Source organism: Microbulbifer sp. YPW16 (genome assembly GCF_021290385.1).
GTDB lineage: Bacteria > Pseudomonadota > Gammaproteobacteria > Pseudomonadales > Cellvibrionaceae > Microbulbifer > Microbulbifer zhoushanensis.
This window is the reverse complement of the sequence record NZ_CP089928.1, coordinates 551,154-577,603: the sequence shown is the minus strand read 5'-3', so window position 1 is coordinate 577,603 and position 26,450 is coordinate 551,154. Positions and strand designations below refer to the sequence as shown.

22 protein-coding genes are annotated in these 26,450 nt (G+C 51.1%); all 22 read left to right on the top strand.

The features are described 5' to 3' along the window. The first annotated feature begins 54 nt into the window (after positions 1-54). The 22 genes from rfbA (at position 55) to LVE68_RS02390 (ending at position 26,436) form a co-directional block, all read left to right on the top strand. Positions 55-933, top strand: a complete 879-nt coding sequence (gene rfbA, locus LVE68_RS02495; protein ID WP_232942820.1) for a glucose-1-phosphate thymidylyltransferase RfbA — start codon at positions 55-57, stop codon at positions 931-933. A 2-nt stretch (positions 934-935) separates the two neighbouring features. Next, positions 936-1,493 (top strand): dTDP-4-dehydrorhamnose 3,5-epimerase, encoded by a 558-nt coding sequence (gene rfbC / locus LVE68_RS02490; RefSeq protein ID WP_232942819.1) that lies wholly within the window; start codon positions 936-938, stop codon positions 1,491-1,493. Between the two features lie 18 nt (positions 1,494-1,511). Then, positions 1,512-2,420: a dTDP-4-dehydrorhamnose reductase gene (gene rfbD, locus LVE68_RS02485; protein ID WP_232942818.1), complete on the top strand. Its 909-nt coding sequence runs from the start codon at positions 1,512-1,514 to the stop codon at positions 2,418-2,420. 50 nt (positions 2,421-2,470) lie between these two features. Beyond that, positions 2,471-3,583 carry a dTDP-glucose 4,6-dehydratase gene (rfbB, locus tag LVE68_RS02480; protein WP_232942817.1) on the top strand — a complete coding sequence of 371 codons (1,113 nt, stop codon included), beginning with the start codon at positions 2,471-2,473 and terminating at the stop codon, positions 3,581-3,583. A gap of 408 nt (positions 3,584-3,991) precedes the next feature. Continuing rightward, entirely contained in the window at positions 3,992-4,864 is an 873-nt protein-coding gene (locus LVE68_RS02475) for an NAD(+) kinase (protein WP_232942816.1), read from the top strand. A gap of 31 nt (positions 4,865-4,895) precedes the next feature. Next, positions 4,896-6,308 (top strand): mannose-1-phosphate guanylyltransferase/mannose-6-phosphate isomerase, encoded by a 1,413-nt coding sequence (locus LVE68_RS02470; protein ID WP_255701148.1) that lies wholly within the window; start codon positions 4,896-4,898, stop codon positions 6,306-6,308. A gap of 47 nt (positions 6,309-6,355) precedes the next feature. Next, on the top strand, positions 6,356-8,182 hold the full coding sequence (locus tag LVE68_RS02465) for a glycosyltransferase (protein WP_232942815.1): 1,827 nt from the start codon (positions 6,356-6,358) through the stop codon (positions 8,180-8,182). Between the two features lie 33 nt (positions 8,183-8,215). Further along, entirely contained in the window at positions 8,216-9,499 is a 1,284-nt protein-coding gene (locus LVE68_RS02460; protein ID WP_232942814.1) for a polysaccharide pyruvyl transferase family protein, read from the top strand. Between the two features lie 6 nt (positions 9,500-9,505). Continuing rightward, the gene (locus LVE68_RS02455) at positions 9,506-10,345 is read left to right on the top strand and encodes a sulfotransferase family protein (RefSeq protein ID WP_232942813.1); all 840 of its coding nucleotides are present in this window, start codon (positions 9,506-9,508) and stop codon (positions 10,343-10,345) included. After that, a complete protein-coding gene (locus tag LVE68_RS02450) occupies positions 10,346-11,113 on the top strand; it encodes a hypothetical protein (protein WP_232942812.1) in 768 nt (255 codons plus the stop codon). It abuts the gene before it with no gap. 883 nt (positions 11,114-11,996) lie between these two features. After that, entirely contained in the window at positions 11,997-12,512 is a 516-nt protein-coding gene (locus tag LVE68_RS02445; RefSeq protein ID WP_232942811.1) for a hypothetical protein, read from the top strand. Beyond that, complete coding sequence (locus LVE68_RS02440; protein ID WP_232942810.1) at positions 12,500-13,264, top strand: sulfotransferase family 2 domain-containing protein; 765 nt, start codon at positions 12,500-12,502, stop codon at positions 13,262-13,264. Before LVE68_RS02445 ends, LVE68_RS02440 begins: the two co-directional genes overlap by 13 nt. Positions 13,265-13,296: 32 nt before the next feature. Next, complete coding sequence (locus LVE68_RS02435) at positions 13,297-13,572, top strand: hypothetical protein (RefSeq protein ID WP_232942809.1); 276 nt, start codon at positions 13,297-13,299, stop codon at positions 13,570-13,572. Positions 13,573-13,599: 27 nt separating this feature from the next. Continuing rightward, positions 13,600-16,317, top strand: coding sequence for a glycosyltransferase (locus tag LVE68_RS02430; RefSeq protein WP_232942808.1), 2,718 nt, complete (start codon positions 13,600-13,602; stop codon positions 16,315-16,317). 122 nt (positions 16,318-16,439) lie between these two features. Beyond that, positions 16,440-18,191, top strand: a complete 1,752-nt coding sequence (locus tag LVE68_RS02425) for a hypothetical protein (protein ID WP_232942807.1) — start codon at positions 16,440-16,442, stop codon at positions 18,189-18,191. 123 nt (positions 18,192-18,314) lie between these two features. Continuing rightward, positions 18,315-19,142, top strand: coding sequence for a sulfotransferase family 2 domain-containing protein (locus tag LVE68_RS02420; RefSeq protein ID WP_232942806.1), 828 nt, complete (start codon positions 18,315-18,317; stop codon positions 19,140-19,142). 179 nt (positions 19,143-19,321) lie between these two features. Next, positions 19,322-20,815, top strand: a complete 1,494-nt coding sequence (locus LVE68_RS02415; RefSeq protein ID WP_232942805.1) for a LicD family protein — start codon at positions 19,322-19,324, stop codon at positions 20,813-20,815. A 26-nt stretch (positions 20,816-20,841) separates the two neighbouring features. Next, positions 20,842-21,300 (top strand): adenylyltransferase/cytidyltransferase family protein, encoded by a 459-nt coding sequence (locus tag LVE68_RS02410; protein WP_232942804.1) that lies wholly within the window; start codon positions 20,842-20,844, stop codon positions 21,298-21,300. 3 nt (positions 21,301-21,303) lie between these two features. Continuing rightward, a complete protein-coding gene (locus LVE68_RS02405; RefSeq protein WP_232942803.1) occupies positions 21,304-22,299 on the top strand; it encodes a hypothetical protein in 996 nt (331 codons plus the stop codon). 310 nt (positions 22,300-22,609) lie between these two features. After that, positions 22,610-23,299 carry a hypothetical protein gene (locus LVE68_RS02400; protein WP_232942802.1) on the top strand — a complete coding sequence of 230 codons (690 nt, stop codon included), beginning with the start codon at positions 22,610-22,612 and terminating at the stop codon, positions 23,297-23,299. Positions 23,300-23,908: 609 nt separating this feature from the next. Further along, positions 23,909-25,123 (top strand): NAD-dependent epimerase/dehydratase family protein, encoded by a 1,215-nt coding sequence (locus LVE68_RS02395; protein ID WP_232942801.1) that lies wholly within the window; start codon positions 23,909-23,911, stop codon positions 25,121-25,123. A 59-nt stretch (positions 25,124-25,182) separates the two neighbouring features. Then, the gene (locus tag LVE68_RS02390; protein WP_232942800.1) at positions 25,183-26,436 is read left to right on the top strand and encodes a hypothetical protein; all 1,254 of its coding nucleotides are present in this window, start codon (positions 25,183-25,185) and stop codon (positions 26,434-26,436) included. Positions 26,437-26,450 lie beyond the last annotated feature (14 nt).

The following is a 26,450-nucleotide window of genomic DNA, read 5'->3' as shown; positions in this document are numbered from 1 at the left end:
CGGCGGTGCGAATAGTCACAAAATCGTCAAAAGAAGAAGTTTCTGGGGGAATGTGTGCGAAAGGGAATCATTCTGGCGGGGGGGACCGGGAGTCGTCTCTTTCCGCTGACTAAAGCGGTGAGCAAGCAGCTTATCCCGATTTACGATAAGCCGATGATCTACTATCCGCTCACCACGCTGATGTTGGCGGGCATCCGGGATATCCTGGTCATCTCCACGCCCGACGACCTTCCTGCTTTCCAGAAGTTGCTTGGCTCCGGTGAATCCTGGGGCATCAACCTTTCCTATGCGGAGCAGCCCTCTCCTGACGGCCTGGCACAGGCTTTTGTGATCGGTGAGTCATTTATTGGCAATGACGACTGCGCCCTGGTGCTTGGCGACAATATTTTTTATTCCCACGACTTCCTGGGTCTGCTGCAGCGCGCGGCAGCCAAGGACCACGGTGCTACCGTATTCGGCTATCACGTCAAGGATCCCCGTGCTTATGGGGTGGTTGAGTTTGACGATGAGGGCAGGGCACTGTCCATCGAGGAAAAGCCCGAGCAGCCGAAATCAAACTACGCGGTCACCGGCCTGTACTTCTACGACAATGCGGTGATCGATATCGCCAAGTCCATCCAGCCCTCCGCCAGGGGCGAGCTGGAAATCACCGACGTCAACCGGGCATACCTTGAGGCCGGGACCATGACCGTAGAGGTTCTGGGGCGGGGTGCGGCCTGGTTGGACACCGGTACCCACGACAACCTGCTGGCAGCCAACCATTTTGTGCAGACCATCGAAGCCCGCCAGGGATTGAAAATCGCCTGTCCGGAAGAGGTGGCCTACCGCATGGGTTATATCGGTGCCTCCCAGCTGGAATCCCTGGCGGAACCGCTGCGCAAGAGCGGTTATGGCGACTATCTCCTGCAAGTACTGCAAGACCGGGTATTTTGATCATGCAGGTGCTGGATACAAAAATACCCGCCGTCAAGATTATCGAACCGCAAGTCTTCGGCGACGAACGCGGCTTCTTTATGGAAACCTTCCGTGACTCCTGGTTCCGGGAGCATGTCGCTGACGTCAGTTTTGTACAGGACAATCACTCCAAGTCTGCCAACGGAATCCTCCGCGGGCTGCATTACCAGATGGAGCATACCCAGGGAAAGCTGGTCAGGGTGGTGCATGGCGAGGTTTTTGATGTTGCGGTGGATATCCGCGAAGGCTCGCCCACATTCGGCCAGTGGGTCGGTGAATTCCTGTCCGCTGAGAATCGCCGCCAGCTCTGGGTGCCCGCTGGTTTTGCCCACGGTTTCCTGGTGACTTCGGAATCGGCTGAGTTCGTCTATAAGTGCACCGATTATTACCACCCGCAGAGCGAAGTCAGTATCCGCTGGGATGACCCCCAAATCGGGATCTCCTGGCCCCTCGGTCAGGGGCAGCAGCCCAGGTTGTCACAAAAAGATATCGACGGCCTGCAACTGGACCAGGCGCCCACACTACCTGCCACCGCTTAGTCATCATTGAGGTTCATAATGAAGAAGGCACTGATTCTGGGCAAGAATGGCCAGGTCGCCTGGGAGCTAATGCGTGCCTGCCCGCAGGGCTGGCAAGCACAAGCTTGTGGGCGTGAAGAAGTAGATTTGCAAGAATTCTCGTCATTGGCTGGCCAGGTTGCCGAGCTCGAGCCGGATCTGCTGATCAATGCCGCTGCCTACACGGCGGTGGACAAGGCGGAGTCCGAGCGGGATGAGGCCTATGCCCTCAACCAGCAGGCAGTCGCGAATATCGCGGCTATCGCAGCAGAGCAGGGCATTCCCCTGGTACACCTGTCGACGGACTTTGTGTTCGATGGCAGCAAGTCCAGCCCGTATACCGCCGCTGACGAACCGGCACCACTGAGCGTCTACGGTGCCAGCAAGCTGGCGGGGGAACAGGAAATCCTCGACCGGGCACTCCCCAATGCACTGATCCTGCGCACCTCATGGGTCTATTCATCCCATGGGCAGAACTTCGTCAAGAGCATGCTGCGGCTCATGTCTGACCCGCAGCGGGAGCACCTTTCGATTGTCTGTGACCAGGTGGGAACACCGACCTGGGCGCGTGCCCTTGCCCGGGCCATCTGGGCGGCTGGCGATATGATGTGCGCGGGGCAGAATCCGGGCGGCACCAGGATCCTCAACTGGACCGACGCGGGGGTCGCTTCCTGGTACGATTTTGCGGTTGCCATCCAGGAGCTGGCCCTGGAGCGGGGCCTGCTGGAAGGCCGGATTCCCATCCACCCTATCCCCCATACCGATTACCCGACTCCGGCGACTCGTCCGGCGTACAGCGTGCTGGACAAGGCTGGGTTTGCGCAAGAATTTGCTGTGCAGCCGCAACATTGGCGCAACCAGCTGGGGTGTATGCTCGATGACCTCGCCGAAGCCGAGGCAGGGCAGTAACCAACAGAACGAAATATCCAGAATCAAGAATCTCGAATAAGTATCTCGTAATGACACAGACAGAAAAACAAGCGGCTGAAGGTCCACGGAAGCTCCTGGTAACCGGGGGCGCCGGCTTTATCGGTGCCAACTTTGTCCATTACTGGCTCCAGCAATATCCCGGCGACTCGGTGGTAGTCCTGGATGCGCTGACTTACGCCGGAAACAAGGTTAGCCTTGAGTCTCTCGAGTCCAATCCCGGCTTCACTTTTGTCCATGGCGATATCTGCGATACCGCACTGGTCGAGGAGCTCCTCATCAATCATGGGCTCGACACCATTGTGCACTTTGCGGCCGAGTCCCATGTGGACCGCTCGATCAGCGGCCCCGATGCGTTTATCGAGACCAATATCATCGGCACACACAGCCTGCTCAAGGCGGCGAAAAAGGTCTGGATAGACCTGCCGGCGGCGGACGGGCTGGAGCCGGTCAAGCACCGCTTCCATCACGTCAGCACCGACGAGGTATACGGCACCCTGGAACCGCAGGACCCGGCTTTCTCGGAGAGTACTGCCTACGCACCCAATTCACCGTATTCGGCCAGCAAGGCGGCATCTGACCACCTGGTACGCGCCTATCACCACACTTACGGGCTGGAGGTGACAACCTCCAATTGCTCCAACAACTATGGACCCTATCACTTCCCGGAAAAACTGATCCCGCTCATCATTACCAACATCCTGCATGACAAGCCGATTCCGGTATACGGTGACGGCAAGCAGGTGCGGGACTGGCTTTACGTTGAGGACCACGCCAGGGGCATCGAACTGGTGCTCCAGAAGGGTAGAATCGGCGAGAACTACAACATCGGCGGGCACAACGAGTGGCACAATATCGACATTGTGAACCTGGTATGCCAGCTGATGGATGAGGCTTTCTCCAGTAATGGCGAGCTGGCGGCAGAATACCCCACGGCCTCATTTGCCGCTTCCGGCAAGAGCCGGGATTTGATCCGTTATGTGACGGACCGGCCCGGGCATGATCGCCGCTATGCGATCGATGCCAGGAAGAGCCGCGAGGAGCTGGGTTACTCGCCACATGAGAGCTTCGAGTCAGGTATCCGCAAAACCGTCGAGTGGTACCTGTCGAACCCTGGTTGGTGGGGTCCTTTGATCCAGGGTTGACCTTGTGCCTACTGCCGACCAGGCGCGATTCTGAATAAAGCTGTCGAGCAGTAGGGGCTGGTCAAATGGTGATGGGCGGCACTGAACTGCCATGGTGGTTTTGTGGCCGGGATGTTCGTTTCATCACCAGCTTCATGCTTTGGCATGTGTGTTCGTACTCCTGTTGTCTCCGAATCAGCCCGTGTAATCCCATGTAATAGGTTGAGAATTGCGTCACAAAAGTGATTTGCGGTAGTATCTCCTTTTGGATCGGGCACAGGCCGAATTTTGGGCTAAAAAATGCTCGACTGGCTCATAGATTGAGCGTTCTTCAGAAGTGGGGCTGGGGATGAAGTGGACACGGATGTCAAAGAACAATACTAAACAGGGTTAGTGGCCGGACCAGGGTTCGGGCACCTCGGGGGATCGGTGTCAGAATTCCACAACATAGGCCTGATAGGCCGAACAGAGAGTGAAAGCGCGGTTCTATCGCTAAAGCGCCTTATGGCCTTCCTGGAGCGGGAAGGCTTAAATGTTGTGCTGGAACAAGAAACCGCCACAGCGCTCAGCAATCACAAGGCACGTATCTCCAGGCGGGAAAAACTGGGCGAGCTATGCGACCTGGTCATCGTGGTCGGCGGCGACGGCAGCCTTCTGGGCGCTGCGCGCGCACTGGCCAAGTTCAGTGTTCCCCTGCTGGGTATCAATCGCGGCCGCCTCGGCTTCCTGACCGACATCACTCCCGATGAAATCGAAGAGAAAGTTGGCGAGGTGCTGGCCGGGAAATATATGGCGGAAAGCCGCTTCCTGCTGGATATGTCGGTCACCCGGGACGGCAAGCCCGTGGGCCATGGTTCCGCCCTGAACGATGTGGTCATCCACCCCGGCGAATTTATCCGCATGATCGAATTCGACCTCTTTATCGACGGTCAATTCGTGTACACCCAGCGTTCAGACGGCCTGATCATCTCCACACCCACCGGTTCCACCGCCTATGCCCTGTCGGGCGGCGGCCCGATCATGCACCCGAAGCTCGATGCCATCGTGCTTGTCCCCCTGAACCCGCACACACTCAGCAGCAGGCCAATTGTTGTTGAGGGAAGTAGCGAGTTCAAAGTCATAGTAGGGGAGCACAACGTTGCACGGCCACACGTCACATGTGACGGCCATGACCAGATCATCACGGAACCCGGTGACGTTATCCGCATCCATAAGAAACCCCATCGGCTGACCCTGATCCATCCGATTGACCACAATTTTTACGAGACCTGCCGTTCAAAACTGAACTGGCAAAATAACTAAAAAGAACACGACGAGAACATAGAGGTTAAGCGTGAGTAACACGAGTATTACACCAGTCATTCTATGCGGCGGTTCCGGCACCCGGCTGTGGCCCAAGTCCCGGAAGATGTTGCCCAAGCAATTGTTGAGCCTGACTGGTGAGCAGACCATGCTGCAGCAGACCCTCGAGCGCGTTCGCGGGTTCGCCAAGCCGATTGTCGTGTGTAATGAAGACCATCGCTTTATGGTGGCCCAGCAGGCGCAGGAAGTGGGCTTCGATGAAATCACGCTGATCACTGAGCCGATGGGGCGCAACACCGCGCCGGCGATTGCCTTTGCTGCTATCGCCGCGGCACGTGAAGACGAGAACACCAACCTGCTGGTCCTGCCCGCCGACCACCTGCTTGAAGACGTGGAACAGTTCCACCAGGCAGTGGATATTGGCCTGCAGAAATCCGTCGATGGTGGCCTGGTCACTTTCGGCATTGTGCCCACCGCGCCGGAAACCGGTTATGGCTATATCCAGAAAGCTGACGGTGGCGAAGACGCCATCCGCAAGATCGAGCAGTTTGTCGAAAAGCCGGACCTGGAGACCGCAAAACAATATATAGATGGCGGCAACCACTACTGGAACGCCGGTATGTTCCTGTTTGGGGCCAAATGCCTGTTGACCGAACTCGCTGAACACGCCAGTGGCATTGCGCAGGCATCTGCCACGGCGATGGACAACGCCGTGGTGGAGAGCGATTTCATCAAACTCCGCAGTGAGGATGTGGCAGATATCCCCGAAGACAGCATCGACTACGCGGTGATGGAAAAGACACAGAATGGCTACGTGGTGCCTCTGGACTGTGGCTGGTCCGACGTGGGCTCCTGGTCTTCCCTGTGGGAAGCACTCGAAAAAGACCAGGACGGAAACGTCGCCCTGGGTGACGTGATCATGGAAGGCTGCAAGAACTCGCTGGTATTCGGTGAAGATCACCTGGTAGCCGCAGTGGGCGTGGAAGACCTGGTGATTGTCGACACCAAGAACGCGACCCTGGTTGCACCAAAAGACCGCGCCCAGGAAGTGAAGGCCATTGTCAGCAAGATCAAGACAGCCGGGCGTGATGAGCACGAAATCCACCGCGAGGTGGTGCGCCCGTGGGGCAAATATGACTCCATCGGCAGCGGGCCACGATTCCAGGTGAAGCGCATCACGGTGAACCCGGGTGCGAGCCTGTCACTGCAAATGCACCACCATCGTGCGGAGCACTGGGTGGTGGTATCCGGAACAGCCATCGTCGAGCGTGACGGGGAAGAAATTATGCTTTCGGAGAATGAGAGCGTATATATCCCGATTGGTGCCAAGCATCGGCTGAAGAACCCCGGAATCCTGCCGATTGAGTTAATTGAAGTACAGAGTGGCAGCTATTTGGGTGAAGATGACATCATTCGTTTTGATGACATTTACGGCAGAAGTTGAAGCTAAGCTAGATTTTTTTACTAAATCAAGAAATTATTAAGTTGGGTATGGCAAAGTCTTTAGTTTTTACAGTCGCGACAGATGGTTATGATCAAGCTTTCGCGAGAAATATTACAAGTCATCGTCGCTATGCGAAAAAGTACGGCCACGATTACCAATTAGTTAGTGGTCCAGGCTCCGATGTATTGAATCGTGAAGTCGCTTGGCTAAAAATTCCTCTTCTCATCGGTGCGATAGATGCTGGTTACGAATCTATCATGTTCGTCGACGGTGATGCAGCTATTCAAAAAAAGTGTCCAAATTTCGAAGCGCTTTTTGAAGATGGTTACGATGCATATTTGGCAAACGGTCATTCTGGCAGACCGAACTCTGGTGTAATAATTATAAAATCAACGACAGAAGTTAAAGCGATGCTGGAAAGGGTTCTTCAGGGCTATGGCAAGCCTCTGGCATCAATTGATAGCGTTGGGTGGGGCGAAAATGGTTACGTCATTCATGAGCTAAGAAAATACGAAAGATTCAAGAATGTTTCCCTAAAGTGGAACAATACCTGGGATATAAAGCTTAAAGATTATATCCGTCACTATACTGGTCCAATGAGGAAGTTGTACGAATTTTCCGTATCTGAAAGGCAAGCTTGGGATGAAATATGTAGCCGGCCCAAAATTAAGGGGGAGGGCTTTCTCACCAATGGGAGAGATTTTTTTGAAGCACTTTCTACGCTATATTCAAGAGTAACAAATGATACCCCGTGCTTTTCAGCGTTTGATTTTTCATGGTGTGGATTTCCTAAATCGCGTAGATCTGATCTCTCAGTGGGAAAATTGACGGTTCACAGTTGTGTCAATATTGATGAAATGGATCCGGATAATCCATATTCGATGGAGTTAGCGAAGGGGCTAAGGTTATCCGGCGCAAACGTGATTACCGGTGCAGATGGGTTTTGGGACCTTGATTATAGTAAAATTGACGTTCTACATATTCAGTGGATGGAAGTGCTCTGTGGCTGGAAGGCCCCTACAGAAGAAATGGTAGAAAAAATTGAACATCGGATTCAGGAAATCGCTGAGACTACAAAAATAGTCTTCACTTTCCATAATCTATTGCCTAAAAAAGATTTCGGCCGCCTTGGTTTTAAGCTGCTAGACATTGTTGCAATGTATGCGAGTGCCTTTATTCACCTCTCTAACGAGTCAATTGCTAAGATTAAAGAGCAATATAAAGGTTGTGAGTGGGTGGAAAAAGATAATCACTATGTTTGTCGGCATGGTGATTTTGACTATTACCGAATGGTTGAAGAGGATTGGCCCGAATTAACACAGTTAGATGGATCAGGTTCGACTGTGTTGGTGTTTGGCGGAATTCGCAATAAGGATGAATTAGATTTTTCTCTGAATGTTGGCGATAAGCTTGCGCAACAGGGGCATAATCTTATTTTGGCCGGCCCGGTGTCAGACGAAGCGATGCATTGGAAGGAGCGTAAAGGAATTCAAAATCCGGAGCGGTCTAAGATATTAAGGCTTCACCAGAGGGTGCAAAATGAGCATGTTAAGGCACTGCTGAAGAAGGCGGATGTTGTCCTGATACCTCGGGCTGAGCGATTAAATTCGGGTGTTGTCTTTTTGGCTCACAGTTTTGGGGTGCCGGTCGTATGCTCTGATGAGGTGACACTTTCTGAGTCCCTTAACGTCACGAGAGGCGTTGTCTATCGTAAGAATAATGTCGATGATGCTGTGAATGCTATTCTGTCGGTCTTTAAGCGGGAGCAATTGGAAAAAATTGAAAATGAAGCGGCCTGCTTTTTATTTAAAAAGAAATGTATGAGTTGGATATCTATTGCGGATCAGCACTTGAAAATCTACCAGTCCGTATAAAGTTGTCTTTCATATTGTATTTTTGGTTTTATTATGGAAATTGTTAAACAGGTTGGCGTTTATAAGTGGTCTCCGAAAGTGGGTGGCAATTTTGGAGATGAAATTGGCCCTATGATCGTGGAAAGACTCGCAGAGAAGTTTGGCCTAAACTTTAATGCTAAGGCTGCCAAAGGTAATGAGAATAAGCTCCTATCTGTAGGATCAATTCTTCATGAGGCTGTTGATGGAGATGCGGTCTGGGGGTCGGGTGTAAACGGTAAGTGCTGGGTCCGTAATCTGGAAACCCAGAAGGAAATCCAGGTTTACTCTGTACGCGGGCCGGTTACCAGAGACGCTATGCGTCAGTATGGTTTTGAGGTCGCGGAGAACTATGGAGATCCGGGGATTCTATTTACATTTTTGTTCGATAATGAAATTGTTAAAAAGGCAGCTGAACTTGACACGTTTTATCAGCGAAATGGAATGGAGAGACCTGAAGTTGTCTTCATTCCAAATATTAATGATGAGCGATTTTACTTTCCGGAAAAGGCTGAGCTACCCAAAGATTGGCTTTATTTAAGCCCAACTCTAGATCCAATTGAGGTTGCTGCGCACATTAGGCTTTCTCAGAGGGTTGTTTCTAGTTCTCTTCATGGGATCGTATTTGCTGATGCTGAAGGAAAACCATCGACTTTATATAAGAGCCGATTTGAGACGAGCCTGAAATATGAAGACTATTTCGGTGGTACTGAGCGAGCTGCACCGGTACCTGTGGATTCGATTGAGAGAGCAATTGATGTAGTTAATGTTCCTGATTTCAAGTGTGGCGTTAAGTCACTACTAGAATCATTCCCTTTTAAGAGATATTCAGATCTTGATGCCAAAAGCTTTGTAACTAATTTGCCAGTGCTTGAGATGGCCCGTAGGTATGATTTTGATCAGTCGACAGATTATATGGCTGTGCTAGGTGATGGGTGGTCTGATGTCATTAGTGGTAGTTCGTGGTCTGTAGCAAAAAAAGCAAATTTACAGTTTGCTTTACCCTCTACAGTAAAAGGCAGTGATCCTGTGAAGTTTTCAATCTTGACAGGAACATTGGATAAAGGGGTGAAGGATTATGAAAAAGTTCGGATTCTTTCTAAAGGGCGTCTGATTGCAACTGAAGTACTAAAGCGAGGGGCTGACGCACAGTGGATCAATGTTCCACTTGAGGTTAATGAGGATCGTCATATAGATTTGACTTTTTCATTTGAAAACCCATCTATTCCAGATGAGTACTCTGGTAATGGCGACAAACGAACATTGGGTGCCTGGATGTCGGCATTTAAGGTTGAGTGATAATAAATGATAAACAAAACTGCACCGCAATTGCTGTTAATCGGGGGGTGCCCACGGAGTGGCACTACTTGGCTTCAAACATTACTCGCAGATTCGGAAGCAGTATATTCGCGTCCTAATGAGACGCACTTATATGATGTCTATGTTGAAAAGTTGTGCTCGCTCTACAGCTCAGAAAAGTCCCTGTTTAACTCAGGGGATGGCCTTAGATCTCTTTTTGACAAGAAGAGTTTTGAAACAGAGCTGGTAAAGCCTTTCATTGATTCTGTTTTTAACAAGTATGCGGAAGGAATTGGTTCCGAGGAGATAGTTTTAGAGAAAACCCCCTCAAATATACGTTACGTTGAGTTGATAAACCGGCTAGGGATCCCTTTTTTAATGGTCGAAATTGTGAGGGATCCAAGGGCGGTTGTCAGTTCTTGGCGTGCAGCTCAAAAAGAGTCTTGGGGGCGCTGGGCAAGAAAGAGCGTGTTTGATATTTGCGCAACTTGGTCTAGATATATCATAGAGGGAGACCATGCCAAATATCTGCTTGGTGACCGAATAAAGAGAATCAAATATGAGCAGCTGATTGAAAATCCTGTGGGAACACTCGATTCAATATATGGTTGGCTCGACATTAATGTTCCTGAAGATGCGATTAGAGCTGCTGTAAAAAAGAATGATATCCAGCATGTTCTCTCGAATCGCCCTCTGGAAGATTACTCAGCCCAAGCTGTCTCCGGGCGAAAAAACTTTATTCGAAAAGGGCGTGCTGACTCCTGGCGTGAGGATTTGCCCGCAGGCGATGTGTCTATCGTTGAGAAATATTGTGGTGCTCTAATGGAACGGCTAGGTTATCTTTAGATGAACCAAAAAAAAAGAAAAGTTATCGTCCATTATCACTTTTTTAAGAATGCTGGTTCATCTATAGATGAAATATTACAGAGCAGTTTTGGAGAGAGATGGTCGAAGTTTGATAAGAGTCCTGCTGGAAATAAAATACTCCCTGATGAGCTTTCGTCTTTCCTAATATCTAGGCCTGATTTGCGTGCCGTATCTTCACATCAAGCAGTTCCTCCCTTGCCAGCTGGAAATTACGAAATATTTCCGATTTTTTTCCTGCGTCATCCTATCATTCGGGCCAGATCAGCGTACCTGTTTGAATGGCAGAAGCAGAAAGGTCTCAGCGTTCCTAAAGGCTCATTTTCCGAGTATGTAGAGGAGAAGCTTGACCCTGGAAATGGTGGTGTTATTGCAGATTTCCATGTATATCAATTGGCCAATAAAGTAAGAAGTGGTAGATGGCCTGTTAGAGATTTAGATCCTGTTAAACGCTTTAACGATGCAAAATGTTTTCTCGAATCACTTCCTTTTTTTGGTTTGGTTGAGCATTTCCAAGAATCTTTGGAGAGAATGCACTTCTATTTGAAATATCATTTTCCCGAGCTAAGAGTCGTTAACTATGAGGTCAATGCCACTGATAAGAGTAACCTCTCATTGAGAGAAAAGCTCGCCCGTATACGAGACGAGTTGGGAGACAGGCTATACACTAGTTTAATTGATCACAATCAACTCGATCTAGCGTTTTATGAGTTTGCGCTGGAAAGGTTTCAATTCGTAAAAACAAAGTAAGCCCACTTTTTAGCGGTTGGCTCTATTGATAGACTTTAACTATTTGTAAAAGCCCTAGTTAGAGGGTTTCAGTCTCTTTGGACCAAAGGTATAGATTGATAGGTGCGGCTTATAACCAGTATTTTCGATTAGCTGCAGTTAGTCTTGGAATCTTACTATTTTTTAGCAGCATAGCGTTGCTTTTGGTTTTCTATCAAATCTGGCCAAGCGAACTCGACGTTCACACCTTTTCCCTGTGTAGTTATCATGATCATTTTTAGGCAGATGCTCAGTTTCATTTGGAATTGCTTTTTCACCGTAAAAATTATTGTGTATACGTTTATTAACAGCGCATGTGCTTTGCGCCATGGGCCTACTTTTAGTTCTCTTTTTTTCATGCCAATTATGTCTATTGGGGTTTGGCCGGACCGATAAATCTAAACAAGTACTCTCTCTTTTTGTCATATTACTCCTGCTCCCTGGGACAGTCCCCGGGGTTGCTGCCTTAATTTTAGGCTTAGTGGCAGACCGTCTGTCTCTCGTAGCCAGTTAGTTTCACCCGAATTTGCGGTGTGTGGGTGATTGGCTTGCTATAAGTGGGGTACAATTGACCTTTAAGGAATCCATGTTCAGGTTAAAAAGTATTCGAAGTGGTTGTTTTGCGTTCTCTTCGTGGGTTTGAAATTCGCTGGCCCTGCAGTATTGCTGGCTCAATCGGTTCAACAGGGACGTTTAGAGCCTGAGTGATAGTTGAGGTCAATTGCCGCATGGGGATCAATAGTGAAGGGCTCTCGTTAGGCGTTCGTTACCTGCGGACGACCAGTCGACTTTATTTAGGGCTGGAGCGTCAGATCGTGAAGATCGAAGTGCTACGGCTGGGTTTCAAGGTGGAGCAGAGGTTAGCGTGTTAGTGGGCGAAGGAGAGGAGGTCACTCGAGCTCGTGATAATTTATTGTTGGACGAGTTCCAGGTACCAGTTAGCTTATTGTTTCACAAGCCCAATTTTTATACTCTTGAATACACAGATGAGGGGGTAGCCTATGCGTGGACTGGTCCATCACCTGATTTAGAGTTCCAAGTTCCGGTTGAACGTGATTCAGAGAAAATATTTCGCCTCAGCTTTATATCCGCGATTGAAGAATTGCAAGTGACCGAAGCCAAAGCTTTTGTAGACAATCAGTCTGCATTTTTCCGTATTGATTGTGATGGTAAAGCTCGGGGTATAGTGATTGCTATACCGCCTTGTAAGACCCAGTGTCTGACTGAAATTACTGTTCAGCTAAAGCGAACAGTGAGCCCTAGTGAAATTGGACAAGGCGTTGATGGTCGTCAGCTTGGATTGGCTGTGACCGGGTATGATGTTTTCCGCCCTCGAACCTATGTTAGCAAAATGGAAGTGAACAGAAAGTGCGAAAATTAATTGTTCACTATCATTTGTTTAAAAATGCTGGATCGTCAGTAGATGCTATATTGCGGCATAGTTTTGGGCAGCATTGGATTTCATTCGATAAATCTGATCCAAGCGCGAAAATCCTGCCCCATGAATTAGATCGCTTTATTGACGAAAATCCAAGTATTCGTGCAATTTCTTCGCATCATGCGCTCACACCATTACCCTTGAGTGATGCGTATGAAATTTTTCCGCTGGTTTTTATCAGGCACCCAATTGCACGCGCAAAATCCGCGTACTTATTTGAGTGGCAAAAGCAATTAGGTTTAGAGAGACCTAAAGGCAGCTTCAGCGATTATGTGCAGGAGAAAGTTCTTGATAATGATCGCGGCGCGATAAGCAATTTTCATGTATGTCAGCTTTCTAATGTGGCTATACAGGGTAAGCGTCCTGTCCATGACGAATCTCCGGAGGCAAGGCTCGCCCGGGCCAAAGAGCGACTTGATTCATTACCGTTCTTCGGCTTGGTTGAGTTTTTTCAAGAGTCTTTGGTACGGGCTCACTTTTATCTGAAATACCATTTTCCTGAATTGAATGTGGTTAACAGAGTGATAAATACAACACAAAAAGTGGATCAGAACTTGGATGCCAAGCTGGTTGGAATTCGCGCAGAATTGGGCGCTGAGTTATATAGATTGCTGGAGCAAGAAAACAAGCTCGACTTGGAGTTCTATAAATATGCCAGGCAACAGTTCTTCTCGACTGTACCTCAAGCGGGCTGATTTTTGTTTATTCTATTGTTGTTGAGGAAAAAATGGATTCGGTTGATAAGTTATTGATTGAGAAGTACCGGGCTGAGCAGGAAAAAGGTGAGTACCTGTTTAATCGCCTGGCCCTGGGGTACGCGCGGGTCTATGCATTTCGCCGCTCCTTCCTGGGTAGGCTAATCGGCCATTTCGAGCGTGCCGTTCGATATCTAACATTCCGCCCATCTGCGAAAAGTGAGCTGACCCAGATGTATGAGGCTGCTTTGCAGTTTGAAGAAGAGCACAATATCTCCCTGCGCGAGGTGCTTGCGCAAGCGGGTTGATAGTCCACCGTTGATGGCAAAAAGTTGATGAGTAGTAGTAATCCGCCTGAACAAATTACGTTGGCAGCAAAGCTCCTGAACGATAAAAGGGGCGAAAACATTGACCTGGTGGCTCGGCTTAAACGCCTTGAGAAAATGTTTGAAGAGTTGCCGACTTCCCAGCTTGGAAAGCTGTCTTTAAAGGCGGATAAGCTTCAGGGCGGCAAACGCCTGAGTCCTGCAGGGCCTGTTGACCCGACAATGCTTGAGGTTGATCAAGAAGACATCATGCTCGAGCTGGAGATCGAGGCTGACGAGTTACAGGTTGTCGAATTGGACGAGGCGCCGTTTGATACAGAGGACATGGAAGCGCTCGAGCGCCGCAATGAAGAAGTCTACCTGAAGCTGCTCGAGTTTAATGTCCGGCTAAAGCGCCTGTTTGGTAGCAATCGGGCGATATTTGCGCGAGCAACAGAGGCCTTCCTGCGGCTCGCCTCCCTGAAATCGCCGCGGCAAGGCCAGCTGGCCCGGCTATTTAGGGATTACAGGGACTTCAAACGACATCATCCAGAGGACTTTGCCCGGGCAAGCGCTGCTGGCAGGGGGCGTTTCAGCCTGTTGCTTCAGGTTTTCCGGTATTTTCTGCGCCATCCAGTCAGTAGCTTGAGGCTGTTGAGCTTGGCCCGTGTCAAGCGGCTGCTGCAAGTGCTTGTCGGTTCGCAGTCCCTGGATAGTATTTCCTGGATCGACCAGCGGTTCCCTACAGAAAGCTCCGTTTCCCGCCAGCCTGTGATCTTCCCGGTGGATGATGTAACCGCACAGAGTGTTGAACTCAACTTTCCAGAGGTTAAGGCGCCGCTGGTGTCGATCGTTATTCCGGTTTACAACCAATACGCGACAACAGTCTCCTGCCTCCAGGCTGTACTGGCACATACCGACGGCGTTGAGTATGAGGTTATCGTTGCTGATGACTGTTCCAGCGATGAAACCCGTACACTCGGTGACCGTATCGGCAATGTCCGCGTAGTCCGTCATCCGGAGAACCAGGGTTTCCTGGGGAACTGCAATGCCGCAGTCCGCGCTGCCCGAGGTGATTACGTACTGCTGCTGAATAACGATACCAATCCGCAGCCGGGTTGGCTGACGGCGCTATTGGGCGTATTCGAGCAGCATAAAGATGCCGGTCTTGTCGGGCCCAAGCTGCTATTCGAAGACGGTGTCCTGCAAGAGGCGGGTGGTATTATCTGGCGTGATGGCAGTGGCTGGAATTACGGCCGCGGCCAGTCCCCGGATGCCCCTGAGTTCAACTATGTCCGGGATACCGATTACATCTCTGGTGCCTGCATCCTGTTCCGCAAAGATGTCTGGGACCGTATTGGTGGCTTCGACGAGCAGTTCCGCCCGGCCTACTACGAAGATACAGACCTGGCGTTTGAGATTCGTAAGCTGGGGCTGCGTACCATTTACCAGCCCGCTTCAGAAGTGGTGCACTTTGAGGGCGTGAGTCACGGTAACGACCTGAACTCCGGTATCAAGAAGCAGCAGCGTATTAACCAGGGGGTGTTCCGCAAGAAGTGGCGTGGCGAGCTGCTCGCCGAGAACCGTGACCTGGGGACAGACGTCTTTGATGCGCGTGAGCGCCACAATAGCGGCACCACCGTACTCTTTATTGACCATTATGTGCCTTTTTACGATAAGGATGCCGGTTCGCGCTCTACATTCCTCTATGTGAAAAGCATGGTGGAGATGGGCTATCGGGTGAAGTTCCTCGGTGCAAACTTTTTCCCTCACCAGCCGTACACCGAAACCCTGCAGCAGTTGGGAGTCGAGGTGCTCTATGGTGAACGCTTTGCGCGCAACTGGAAGCTCTGGTTGGAAGAGAATGCAAAGTCTATTGATGTAATCTACCTGCATCGGCCGCACATCACTGAAGACTTTATCGATGAGATCAAGTCGCTGAAGGATTGTCCGCGACTGGTCTATTTTGGCCATGACCTGCATTACCTGCGCACCGAGCGTGAGGCTGCCGTCACTGACGACAGCAAGTTGCTAAAGGTGGCTGATGACTGGAAGAAGCGGGAAACCAGGATTTTTGACCAGGTTGATACCGTGCTTTACCCCTCCGATGTAGAGGTAAATGCGGTACAGGAGATATCACCGGGCACGAATGTCGCCCAGCTGCCCTTGTACGTGCTGGATGCGCCCGATGTGGATAGTTTCGACTTCGCGGCCCGCAAGGACCTGCTTTTCGTGGGTGGCTTTACCCATACACCGAATGTGGATGCCGTGCTCTGGTTTGCCGGCGAGGTAATGCCCCGGATCCTGGCTTCCGACCCGGATGTGCGCCTGCATGTGGTGGGCTCGAATGTGCCCGAAGCGATCAGTAACCTGGCGTCAGAGAACATTGTCGTTCATGGCTTTGTCAGCGACGGGGAGCTGGAGTCACTCTACCGCTCGGTTCGGGTTTGTGTCGTCCCGCTTCGTTATGGTGCTGGCGTTAAGGGGAAAGTACTGGAAGCGATACAGTCGGCAGTACCATTGATTACAACACCCATTGGCGCGGAGGGTATCCCCGTCCCCGAGCAGGTGATGGACATTGCCGAGGGGGCAGAAGAGTTTGCGAACAGGCTCCTTGGCCTTTACACGGATGAGAGCCGGTGCCTGCGCCAATTGGCGGCACGCCCCGCTTATGTGGCGGATCACTTTAGTTCCGGCGTCGTGCGAGCAGCCATCGAGCAGCATTTTGCCTGTGAAAGTGAGGGCTAGGAACCCCCGGCTGTTCCAGGTGACCTTCTGGCTGAATCCCAGGGCCTGTCAAGCGACAGGCCCTGGCTATTTGATTGAGTGTGTCTTTGCCCGACGGGCATTGATAAAACGAGTGGTTTTGCATGATTAGTCTAACGAAGAATACCGCAGCGCTTTTCTCAAACCGCAGGAAGGTCTGCCGGGAATTTGTAGCCGTGGCGCCGGTACGGTTCTTCATTGACGTCGTAGTCGGCTTTGTCAAAAGCATTCTCGAGCTATTTGTCTTCATCCTGCCCATCAAGATTGTACTTATCATTGCCGCGCCAGAGATGCCGGTCATGTTTGACAAGGTCTTGCCCGGCTTCTCCAGGCCAGAATGGGCCGGGATCCTTACGGGACTTATTGTTGTACTTCATATTGTCGTTCTAATGGCAGACTGGTACCTGAAGAGGTCCGCCGAGAGGTACACCGAGAAATTTGCCATTCAGCATAAAAAGGGCCGGTTCGCTGACAGTGATTTCCTGACATCCGTATACACTGGGATAGTGGACGCACGAGGCGGTTCGTTACTCCTTGTCGCCCTGAGCGGTGTTATTGGGCTGGTATACACCCAGTTCCTTCTGTTCTTTGTGGTGGCTGTATCCCTGTCGGCACTGGGTGTCATCGCTTTGGCTTCTGTCTCGAAGCACTTTGCTGAAAGCTTTCTCGCCCGCCCGCCGGCGGTCCTGGGCAAGATTTCCAACCTGGTCTTTATTTCCTGCTTCTGTTACCTGGTTTATGCATTTATCCTGTCTGAGCAGCCACCAGAATTTTTGCAGGCGATTGTCTCTATTATCCTTAGCCGGCGGCTGCTTACCGCCCTGTCGCAGAAGGTTGGGAACCTTGTCTGGTTCAAGAAGAAGAAGGCGGCGATCCAGAAGCTTTTCTACCGGGGGCACGCCGCGCTATCCCAGGGGGCGGGGGGATCACGTGCTTTTATCGATAGCGTGTCCCGGGAATCGTTGCCGGCCTTTGTAGCCCGTGTAATGGATTCACTGGGTATGGATTCCGGGCAGTTGCAGGGGTGCGAATGGGTGGAGTCTCCCTTGCCCTGGATGAGCCTTGTCCAGTGCAGCTTGCCGTCGACTGAGGTTGCGGCAGCGGATGAGATCCTGGTCCTCAAGGTATACGAGTCGAATAAAGCGAGAACCGCCAAGAATGAACTCGAGCTCTATCCGGAACTCGAATCACAGGGCATCATCCCCAGCTTCATCGGGATTGCTGAACTTGACGGTCACCAGGTTCACGCTTTCAAATTATCTAATGACTGGGCCTTTGCACGGGACCAGGATGCGATTATCGGCTTGCGCCGGCGGCTTCTGCCACTGACCTTCGACCAGGCCCTGGTGGAGGAATATTGCTCCGTTCATCCCACGTTGATGGACCGCTTGAACCTGTCGCTGTTGTCACGCCTGTATCTGATGGCCGATAGTGACGAAAAGGAGCTTCTTGATAGTTTCCTCGAAGCACTTCCTGCGATTTCCGAGCGGGTACGAGCTTTGCCCCTCAAATTACTTCCCCCCGATCCTGTCCTCAAACAGCTGGCCGTTAGTAATGGGGAGGCTGTATCCCTATTGGGACTGGGCGACTGGAAGCTTGAGCCGGTGGGCTTCTCCTTGTGGCCGTCCGACTCTCCGGAGGAGATGGCCGAGCGTCTTATTTCAAGCGGGGCGGTCGCGGAAGGCCTGGACGTAGGGGGCGTGGTGTCACACATTCGATTGTGCACTCTATTCGCTGAACTGGAGCGGCATTGCAGGAGTGGGCGATTGCGCGAGGGCCTCAAAGTAGTGGGGCGCATCATTGAGATGCACGAGTCCCAGATGGCCGAAGAGCAGGGTATAGCGGAAACCGCTTAACTCTGAAAATAATTTCAACCGGTAGGTTCGCTGAGCGTCCACCGGGAGCCCGGCGGTTGATATCGAGTGATATGAAGGCCTGTTTGATAGCAGGCAGCTGTTAATTTAACGGATTGTGGTTTTATGCGTTTAGTGATCACCCATGGGCATATTTTCAAGAACGCGGGGACAACCTTTGACTGGGCCTTGCGGCGCTATTTCGGTGATGCATTCTGTGACCATCGCGACGATATGCCTATGAGAAGTAGGGGTGTCGAGTACCTGCAGGAGTTCCTTGAAGAGAACCCAGGCATTCAGGCTCTCTCCTCCCATCATATGTGTAACACATCGGGTCTGGAAGGTATCAAGTCCCTCCCGGTTTTCTTCCTGAGGCACCCCCTGCTGCGTGCGCTTTCAGTGTACAGCTTCGAACGGAAGCAGAATTCCGAAACACCCGGTGCCAAGGCGGCCAAGAAATACAGCTTTAAGGATTACGTCCAGTGGCGGATGGAACCTAAGGTGGGTCGTACGATTCGCGACTACCAGGTTGCGTACCTCGCCTCTGGGCCTAAGGTTTCTAATGCAAGAAATGTCGGTCTCAACCATCTGTCCAGTGCTGCGAAAAGATTCGGGGATGGTTCCCTGGTCGGTCTGGTGGAGGACTTCGATCGCTCAATGACAGTGATCGAGCAGGAACTGGGCAAGCACTTCCCGAATATTGACCTGAGTTATTTGCGCCAGAATACAGGCCGGGCAGTAAAAGGCGAGCAGCGCAATATTAACTATATCGCCAATGAGCTAGGCGAGGTTTTTGACTTGCTGGTTGAAAATAATAGTTTTGATCTTGCCCTGTACCGGATGGCAAAAGACTCCCTGGAGAAAAAGGTCGACAAAACAGATAATTTTGATGCCCTGTTGGCAGATTATCGTGCCAGGTGTGAAGCGCTCAGTGAAGATAAGAAAAGGGCCTAGATTCGTAAAGAGAGCTCCCTGATATATCCAGCCAGTCGTCAGCCTGACGCATCCGGTGCTGTATAAGGAGGGGTTCCAACAGCTGCTGTGCACACCGGTTACGGCAAGCCGCTTACTGGTTGGTGCGGGCTCGGTGTTGATGTTGTACGTGGCTCCCGGGCAGGGAACCAGGAATTTTTATGATTATTGATTTAGTTCGTTCAGTACTGGGAAAAGGGAAGGGCGGCCATGTATACCCCTGGGGCAAAGCCTATATCGGCCCCCCGCTGTTGGGTGTCGAGTCGATGCCATTTGAAGTGCCCATTGGCGACCGGATTACTGAGCTCAAGATAGACCTGGCAGGCGTCAATCACCTGCACCTGGCGAATATCCTGTTTAAAGTGGATGGTAAGTGGCTGGCGTTGCAGGATTATGACAACCTGGCTTTTGAGCAGAGCTCTGTAGCCCGGGGTGATAAGGCTTTTGATATTGTCGCGGTTGCTGACGGTTCAAGCGCCTTCTTCTCGACCCGTATGGAGGAACAGCCTTATCTGGTTATTCGCTTCCCATCCCCCATCGTTCTGCAGGCCCTGAGGGTGGTTAACAGGAAAGATGGTCTCTGGGAAAGAGCCAGGAGCTTACGGATCAACGCCAAATGTGGGGAAGGCTGGCGCTGCTTCTATGATGGCTCAGACCTGAATTCACGTCTTGCATGGCTGGATGCGAACATTGGGAGCATTGAGGAGACTGCAGGCTGTCCATCGAGCGTCAGTAAACTGGTTTCTGGACTGCGGGCAGGCGTTAACCGGCCAGGGCAGTTGCGCTCGGTATTGGACTCCTTCTTTTCAGAGTTCCAGTTTCCCTCGGACTGTCCCGATTCCGTAGAATTTCTGGGCTCGGATCTCGCGTATCTGCTCGCGAATGTTTTCTGTTTCTACGATTCAGAAATGGGCTTCCTTACCTCCCGCTTTGTGGTCGACATGTTGCTGTGCCACGGCTACCGCAGGGATGCATTCAAGATTTACTCGATCGCCAGTCGTGCCCTCTCCCGGGAGCATCTGGAGGTAATTGAGGCCGATGCCAGGGTCATAGGCGAGCAAAAGTTAGGCCACCCGTTGATTGCCGCAGCGCATACGTTTGCCCGGCCGCTGTCCAGTTATCCGCGGGAAACACTACTTGATACGATTGATGCGGTTGCAGAAGCCCTGGCTGATTGCAATTGGCCAATTGTCTTGTGCTACGGCACCCTTTTGGGCTTTTATCGCGATAATGATTTTATTGCCCATGATGACGACATTGACCTCCTGTGTATTCCTGGTCAGGGGTGTGGTGACCTTGAGAAAGTAGCCCGTGATATCGTTACGGTATTGGGTTCCGCAGGGTTTCGTGCCCAGGTTAACTTCAATAATCGCAGGGAAAACCTTCCTTTCGTCCAGGTTTTCTCCAGGGTGCACAAGGTACATGTTGATATTTTCCTGGCCTATAGCGAGGCGAGTGAGATCTTCCTGCCGATGCGCAATGTTAATTACTCCAGCGTGCCTGCGTCGATTTTGCTGCCGGTGGAAGAGAGGCCCTTCTTTGGCCGCCTTTATTCTGTCCCGGCCAAAATTGAGGAATTCCTGGCAGCTCGATATGGCGCGACCTGGCGCACGCCTGACAAGCACTTTCGTGCGAATGAGCACGGCAAACAGTGAGTCAGGGCGATCCGGAGAATACTGTTATGAATAGAACCGTTATAACTTATGGGACTTTCGACCTGTTCCATGTCGGGCATGTGCGGCTACTGAAGAGGTTGGCCAAGCTCGGTGATCGCCTGGTCGTTGGCTGCTCTACCGATCAGTTTAATGAGCTGAAGGGCAAGCGTACCATCATGAGCTATGCCCAGCGGAAAGAGATGCTGGAGGCCTGCCGTTATGTGGATAGCGTGTTCCCGGAATCGAACTGGGAGCAGAAACGCGAGGATATCCTCAGGGAGCAAGCTGCCATATTCGCAATGGGCGATGATTGGGCGGGAAAGTTTGATGACCTGGCAGATATTGTTGAGGTGATCTATCTTCCCAGGACCCAGGATATCTCTACCACAGAGATCAAGGAGCTTGTTTCTTCAGTTAAGCAGGAAAAGAAGCAGGAGCTGCTGAACGTCTGTGATCACCTGATATCGCTCGCACAAAGGTTGTAGTTGATGGCCGAGGGGAAGCCAAAAAAAGTCTTTATTCACGTAGGGACTTTCAAGACTGGGACCTCCAGTATCCAGAACTTTCTCTACCAGCGTTCGCAGGAATTGCTGGAAGAGGGGGTGCTGTACCCCGGTGCCGGGCTATATTACTCAGAGCCGGACGTAGGTATACGCCATGCCTGTCTGGTTTACGGTGATGGCAGGAAGCGTAATCTCGATAAGTACCATACAAACCTGGTTCATGAGATCCTGGCCAGTCCGGCTCCAGTGTCAGTCCTGTCCTGCGAGGCGTGGTCACGTCCAAGTGAGCACAAGGGGTTGCTAACCCTCTGTGATATGCTCAGGGCGCAGGGTGTCGAGGTCTGCGGCGTCCTGTATCTTCGTAACTATTATGATTACGTTCGCTCCTATTACCGTGAGTTTTGCCTGAGAAGGGGGAATCACCTGAAGTTTGATGAATTCTACCCGGTCTGGCGCGGCGGTGCCCTGAGCTACTTGAACATCTGTTCACAGCTAACTTCGATATTTAATGGAAAGCTCTGTATACGCCACTACTACCGCGGGCTGGATGTTGTTCAGGACCTTCTGTCACTGATTGATATCCCGCACGATAAGATTCCCGCTGTAAAGAAAACGTCCAACCCTGGTGGTGGTGCTGTGTTGGCAGAGATCTCCAGGTGGGCGAATAAAGAGGGGATGCGGGTCGACAAAGAGAGTCTGGGTAGCCTCAGGCAGTTTGTCGCCGACGCTGGGATGCTGGATGGGCAGGGTCCGGTTTTCACCGAGTCCCCGGGGTTCGAGGTATTCTCCGGTCTGCTATCGGGATGGTTCAGACGTTTCCGGTTCCAGCGCCAACTTAACCGTTACCTGGGCTGGGACTCTACTAGCGTCGCAGCCCTCTTTGAGCGCAAGCCGGCGATAACTGCAGCCCAGGATGTAGTCCGGATCGGTGAGTTCCTTGACTTGAATAGTCAGGCGGCCTTGCAGTTGCTGCAAACCTGAAGGCAAGGGAAGGCATAGATAGAGTCAAGTTCTTGGCTGCGGTCGGTGCGACTGAGTACTGGCGTTTTCACTTCATAATCCCGTAACAATCCCCAACGCATGATTGTGGATAGGTATAGGATGCCGGTCTGTCGTTGTGCGTTACAGGGAGTCCCTGGGCTTCTGGATTGCAGGGAAAACCCTGAGCTTAAACCTGTTGTCTGGCGTGGCCAGGCGGAGATCTATAGTTATTGTACTGGAATGCCGCAGATTCGTGCGGCATTCTGTGGAATCGGGTCTTTTTGAAGGGCCATACTCACGGTTGTTAGTGATGAATGTAATAGTTTTTCAACATGATTTGCGTCGAATTGTCGGCTTCTTCAAGCGGAAGGTCGATTCATATGAAGAATTTTATAACGAAAAGGATGATTTAGACTTCCTTGGGTTCGATGCAAAAATGGCCGCCAGGTTCATCAAGCGTGAATATGGCGATGCCTGGTTCAGGGCCTACGAAAACTGTATTCCCTGGGCCATGAAGTCTGATATTTTCCGCGTGCTAGCCGTGTACTCCCTGGGCGGCTGCTATATTGATTCCAAGTTTGGCTTGAAAGGTATTCCCCCGTTTATCAAGAACGAGCCGGAGAAGTTTCATGTCTGTGAATGGCATGATGGTACTATCGTTAATGGTGTTTTCTACGCTCCAAAAGGTCATCCTGTGCTTGGGAAACTTGTTGACAGGATGTACGCCAACCTGACCGATCCAGGCAGGCCGAATAATGTGTTTAACGTAACTGGACCCGGTGTTTGGCGTTCATTGCTATGTGATTCGCTTTACGGGGACGAGCCAGGATACAAAATACAGGAAGAGTTTGTCTCCCAGGTGTCTGTATTTACAAAGCGGGCCTTTTTCAGGCGCCAGGGTGTGCATCTGGGCTTGCCAAATACTCGAGGCACCAGTCAGCACTGGTCCAGGTTCCAGAAGGAAAACTCAATCTATCGTGATGTAGTCTGGGATAAGTAGGCCGGACTATCTCATTTCACCTGGCTTGATCCTGAGGCGTGGGGATCACGAAACTCTCGTGTTTTGGCGTTTCAGGTGCCAATTTACCCGATTCTCCAGTAGTTAAGCAGGCCTCTTGCTTCGGCTGACGGGGGATTTACCAGGATATACCTTTGATCAGGTGTTAGCCCACGGTTTTGAGCGTAGCAGTGGCGATGGCCAGCTTCGTGGGCTCCTGGACGATTTCTTGCTTGCTGCTCTCTTATTGACTTGGGGAGTAGTCGCCTTTCCCTGGTTAACCAGTCTTTAGCTTTGTTCGATAGGTGGTCCCATACGGTCTATACGGCTATCAATCCCCCACTGCTTATTCCGCTCCCTCCGGTTTATTACCTGAGATATTGTTTTCGTTTCCGCTGAAAATATTTCTGCAATGGTTTCTACATATTAATGTAACAGCAAGGGACTAGGATTGTCCTGTTGTTGGCATTGTTGATATCTGCTTCTGGGCTGCTTACGTGAATAATAGCTTGGGTGCTGCCCTTTTTGAAAAATGGCCGCACTGGCGTTAGCCATTATTTCATTAGGTTACGTCCCCCTTTAGCAGTTGGAAAAAATTGAGTAGGGATCGGTATGAAAAAGGTATTAGTTCTCGGTGGTGACGGTTTTTGTGGCTGGCCAACTGCGCTGCATTTGTCTGAGCACGGGCATGAAGTTCTTATCGTTGATAACCTGTCACGAAGAAATATCGATAATGAGTTGGGTATCACCTCCCTGACGCCTATCTCTCCTGTCGAGGAGAGACTGACGGCCTGGAGGGAAGTCAGTGGCCGGGAGATCCGCTTCCTCAATATTGATGTTGCCAGTGAGTACCGTGACTTCCTGGACCTGGTCCTGGAATTTGAGCCGACGACCATCATTCACTTTGCTGAGCAGCGTGCGGCGCCTTATTCCATGAAATCAGCGAAGCATAAGATTTACACGGTAAATAACAACCTGAACGCTACACATAATGTCCTGGCTGCGATAGTCGAGAGCGGCCTTGATATCCATCTCGTCCACCTGGGGACTATGGGTGTTTACGGATATGGCAGCGCCGGAATGAAGATTCCTGAGGGCTATCTCAATGTCCGGATTCAGACCGATGCCGGCGAAACGGTAGAGCAGGAAATCCTGTATCCGGTGAACCCCGGCAGTATTTACCACATGACCAAGACTCAGGACCAGCTATTTTTTGCCTACTATAACAAAAATGACAAACTTCGAATTACCGACCTGCACCAGGGCATCGTCTGGGGTACCAACACGGAAGAAACCAGCCGCGATGATCGACTTATGAATCGATTTGATTACGACGGTGATTACGGCACCGTCCTCAACCGTTTTGTTGTTCAGGCGGCCGTTGGGTTCCCGCTCACTGTGCATGGGACTGGCGGCCAGACAAGAGCATTTATTCATATCCGGGATACCGTTCGCTGCATTCGTCTTGCAGTGGAGAATGAGCCTGCATCCAATGAGCGTGTGCGGATTTTCAACCAGATGACGGAAACCCACAAAGTAAGGGATCTTGCGAGGCTGGTGGCGGAGTTATCAGGTGTCGAGATCAACTATATGAGCAATCCCAGGAACGAAGCGGCAGAGAACGACCTGTTCGTGGCAAATGACTGCTTCCTTGAAATGGGCTTGGAGCCCATCCTGCTCTCAGAAGGGTTGTTGTCTGAGGTAAATGACGTGGCCAGGAAATACGAAGACCGTTGTGACCGGTCGAAGATACCCTGTGTATCCTACTGGACCAATCAGCAAAGGCTCGAGGCCGATCAGGATGTGCCTGAGGCACAAATAGCCTGAATCTCTGCAGGACAACCATAGATGATTGCGGCCTTTAACCGTACTCAGGTGATCGATAGATGCCTTTAAGTTTTTTCAAGAAGTGCCCCGCAACTGACTTTGTTGATCGTGTATGTGATTCTGACAGTCCAAGGGCATTGGTTGAAGAGATCGGAAACAGGTTCTCTTCGAACAGTGAGCGCTTGAGTTTCTTTATTGACGCTTGTAATAGTGCTCTAAAAAGTGGTGGGCAGGCCTTCGGAAAGGTCCTGAACCTCGTCTGCGCCTTCCTGATAAGTCGCGGCGATATAGATTCTGCATACTCCATTGCTTTCAAGTATGAGGATGCTGGAGACGTTGCAGTGCTCCCCATCAATCGATCCCAGGTAATGTTTCGACGTGGTGATGTCGACGCGGCAATCGAATACGCACGGAGTATCAATATCAAGTGCAACTGGACAGCGACGGTTGCCTCAACTCTGTTAATGACGTACCACGACTGGGATCATCTGGGCAGCCGGCTTGCCGAAGTAAAGCGGCATGCCCGAGAAGACGTCTACAGCGAAATATCCAGTAAGTTCAGCATCCTGACCCGAAGTAATCGATTTGAATCCTCGAACGCATCCATACCCGTTCACTGTATTAACCTGGATCGAGACGTCCATCGCTTTATGGGGCTCGAGCAGTTGTATCGCAAGGTGGGCTGTGATGTCCGGCGACAGGCCGGAGTTCTTGGTAGTGCTGTTCCCCGGCTGATGCAGCAGACACTCTTCAAGGCTGAGTTACCCCCAAATTCCGTCGGCTGCTGGTCATCTCAGGTCAGGGCTCTTGAGGTGATAGTGGAATCAGGGCACGACTATGGGATGATAGTCGAGGATGATGGCCTGCCTGCATTCCACTTTTCTTTTCAAGGCCTGCTGGACGCTTTACCAAAAGACGCTGATATTTGTTTCCTCAACGATCGGTCTGTTCCAGGTTGGTGGAGGGTTCCTGGTCAGTCAATGAAGCTGGTCAATATCAATCAGGCTTATGATGATGTGGCGTCTGATGTCCGTGCAATTGGGGCAGACGGATACCTTGTCTCCCGGGCTGGGGCTATCAAAATACTCGATGAGCTTGCTCGTAATGGGGCTGTCAAACACTACGACTGGCAGATTTACTCTTATGGGATTGATGCGGTCGCCGATGGGGATGAACGGCATGTGAGCAAGATTATCAGGGATATCCGTCGGCGTTCAGGGACTTGCCTAAAACTGAACGGCTATGTTTCCACTGTTCCGTTCGTGATTCACAGCCCCATGGGGTTCAACGCTCGCGTACACTTCAAGGGGTGAGCGGCTTCGGCTGC

Coding starts and splice junctions, on each gene's coding strand:
- rfbC (WP_232942819.1), top strand. CDS start 936: ATGCAGGTGCTGGATACAAAAATACCCGCCGTCAAGATTATCGAACCG.
- rfbD (WP_232942818.1), top strand. CDS start 1,512: ATGAAGAAGGCACTGATTCTGGGCAAGAATGGCCAGGTCGCCTGGGAG.
- rfbB (WP_232942817.1), top strand. CDS start 2,471: ATGACACAGACAGAAAAACAAGCGGCTGAAGGTCCACGGAAGCTCCTG.
- LVE68_RS02465 (WP_232942815.1), top strand. CDS start 6,356: ATGGCAAAGTCTTTAGTTTTTACAGTCGCGACAGATGGTTATGATCAA.
- LVE68_RS02460 (WP_232942814.1), top strand. CDS start 8,216: ATGGAAATTGTTAAACAGGTTGGCGTTTATAAGTGGTCTCCGAAAGTG.
- LVE68_RS02455 (WP_232942813.1), top strand. CDS start 9,506: ATGATAAACAAAACTGCACCGCAATTGCTGTTAATCGGGGGGTGCCCA.
- LVE68_RS02450 (WP_232942812.1), top strand. CDS start 10,346: ATGAACCAAAAAAAAAGAAAAGTTATCGTCCATTATCACTTTTTTAAG.
- LVE68_RS02435 (WP_232942809.1), top strand. CDS start 13,297: ATGGATTCGGTTGATAAGTTATTGATTGAGAAGTACCGGGCTGAGCAG.
- LVE68_RS02430 (WP_232942808.1), top strand. CDS start 13,600: ATGAGTAGTAGTAATCCGCCTGAACAAATTACGTTGGCAGCAAAGCTC.
- LVE68_RS02425 (WP_232942807.1), top strand. CDS start 16,440: ATGATTAGTCTAACGAAGAATACCGCAGCGCTTTTCTCAAACCGCAGG.
- LVE68_RS02420 (WP_232942806.1), top strand. CDS start 18,315: ATGCGTTTAGTGATCACCCATGGGCATATTTTCAAGAACGCGGGGACA.
- LVE68_RS02415 (WP_232942805.1), top strand. CDS start 19,322: ATGATTATTGATTTAGTTCGTTCAGTACTGGGAAAAGGGAAGGGCGGC.
- LVE68_RS02410 (WP_232942804.1), top strand. CDS start 20,842: ATGAATAGAACCGTTATAACTTATGGGACTTTCGACCTGTTCCATGTC.
- LVE68_RS02405 (WP_232942803.1), top strand. CDS start 21,304: ATGGCCGAGGGGAAGCCAAAAAAAGTCTTTATTCACGTAGGGACTTTC.
- LVE68_RS02400 (WP_232942802.1), top strand. CDS start 22,610: ATGAATGTAATAGTTTTTCAACATGATTTGCGTCGAATTGTCGGCTTC.
- LVE68_RS02395 (WP_232942801.1), top strand. CDS start 23,909: ATGAAAAAGGTATTAGTTCTCGGTGGTGACGGTTTTTGTGGCTGGCCA.
- LVE68_RS02390 (WP_232942800.1), top strand. CDS start 25,183: ATGCCTTTAAGTTTTTTCAAGAAGTGCCCCGCAACTGACTTTGTTGAT.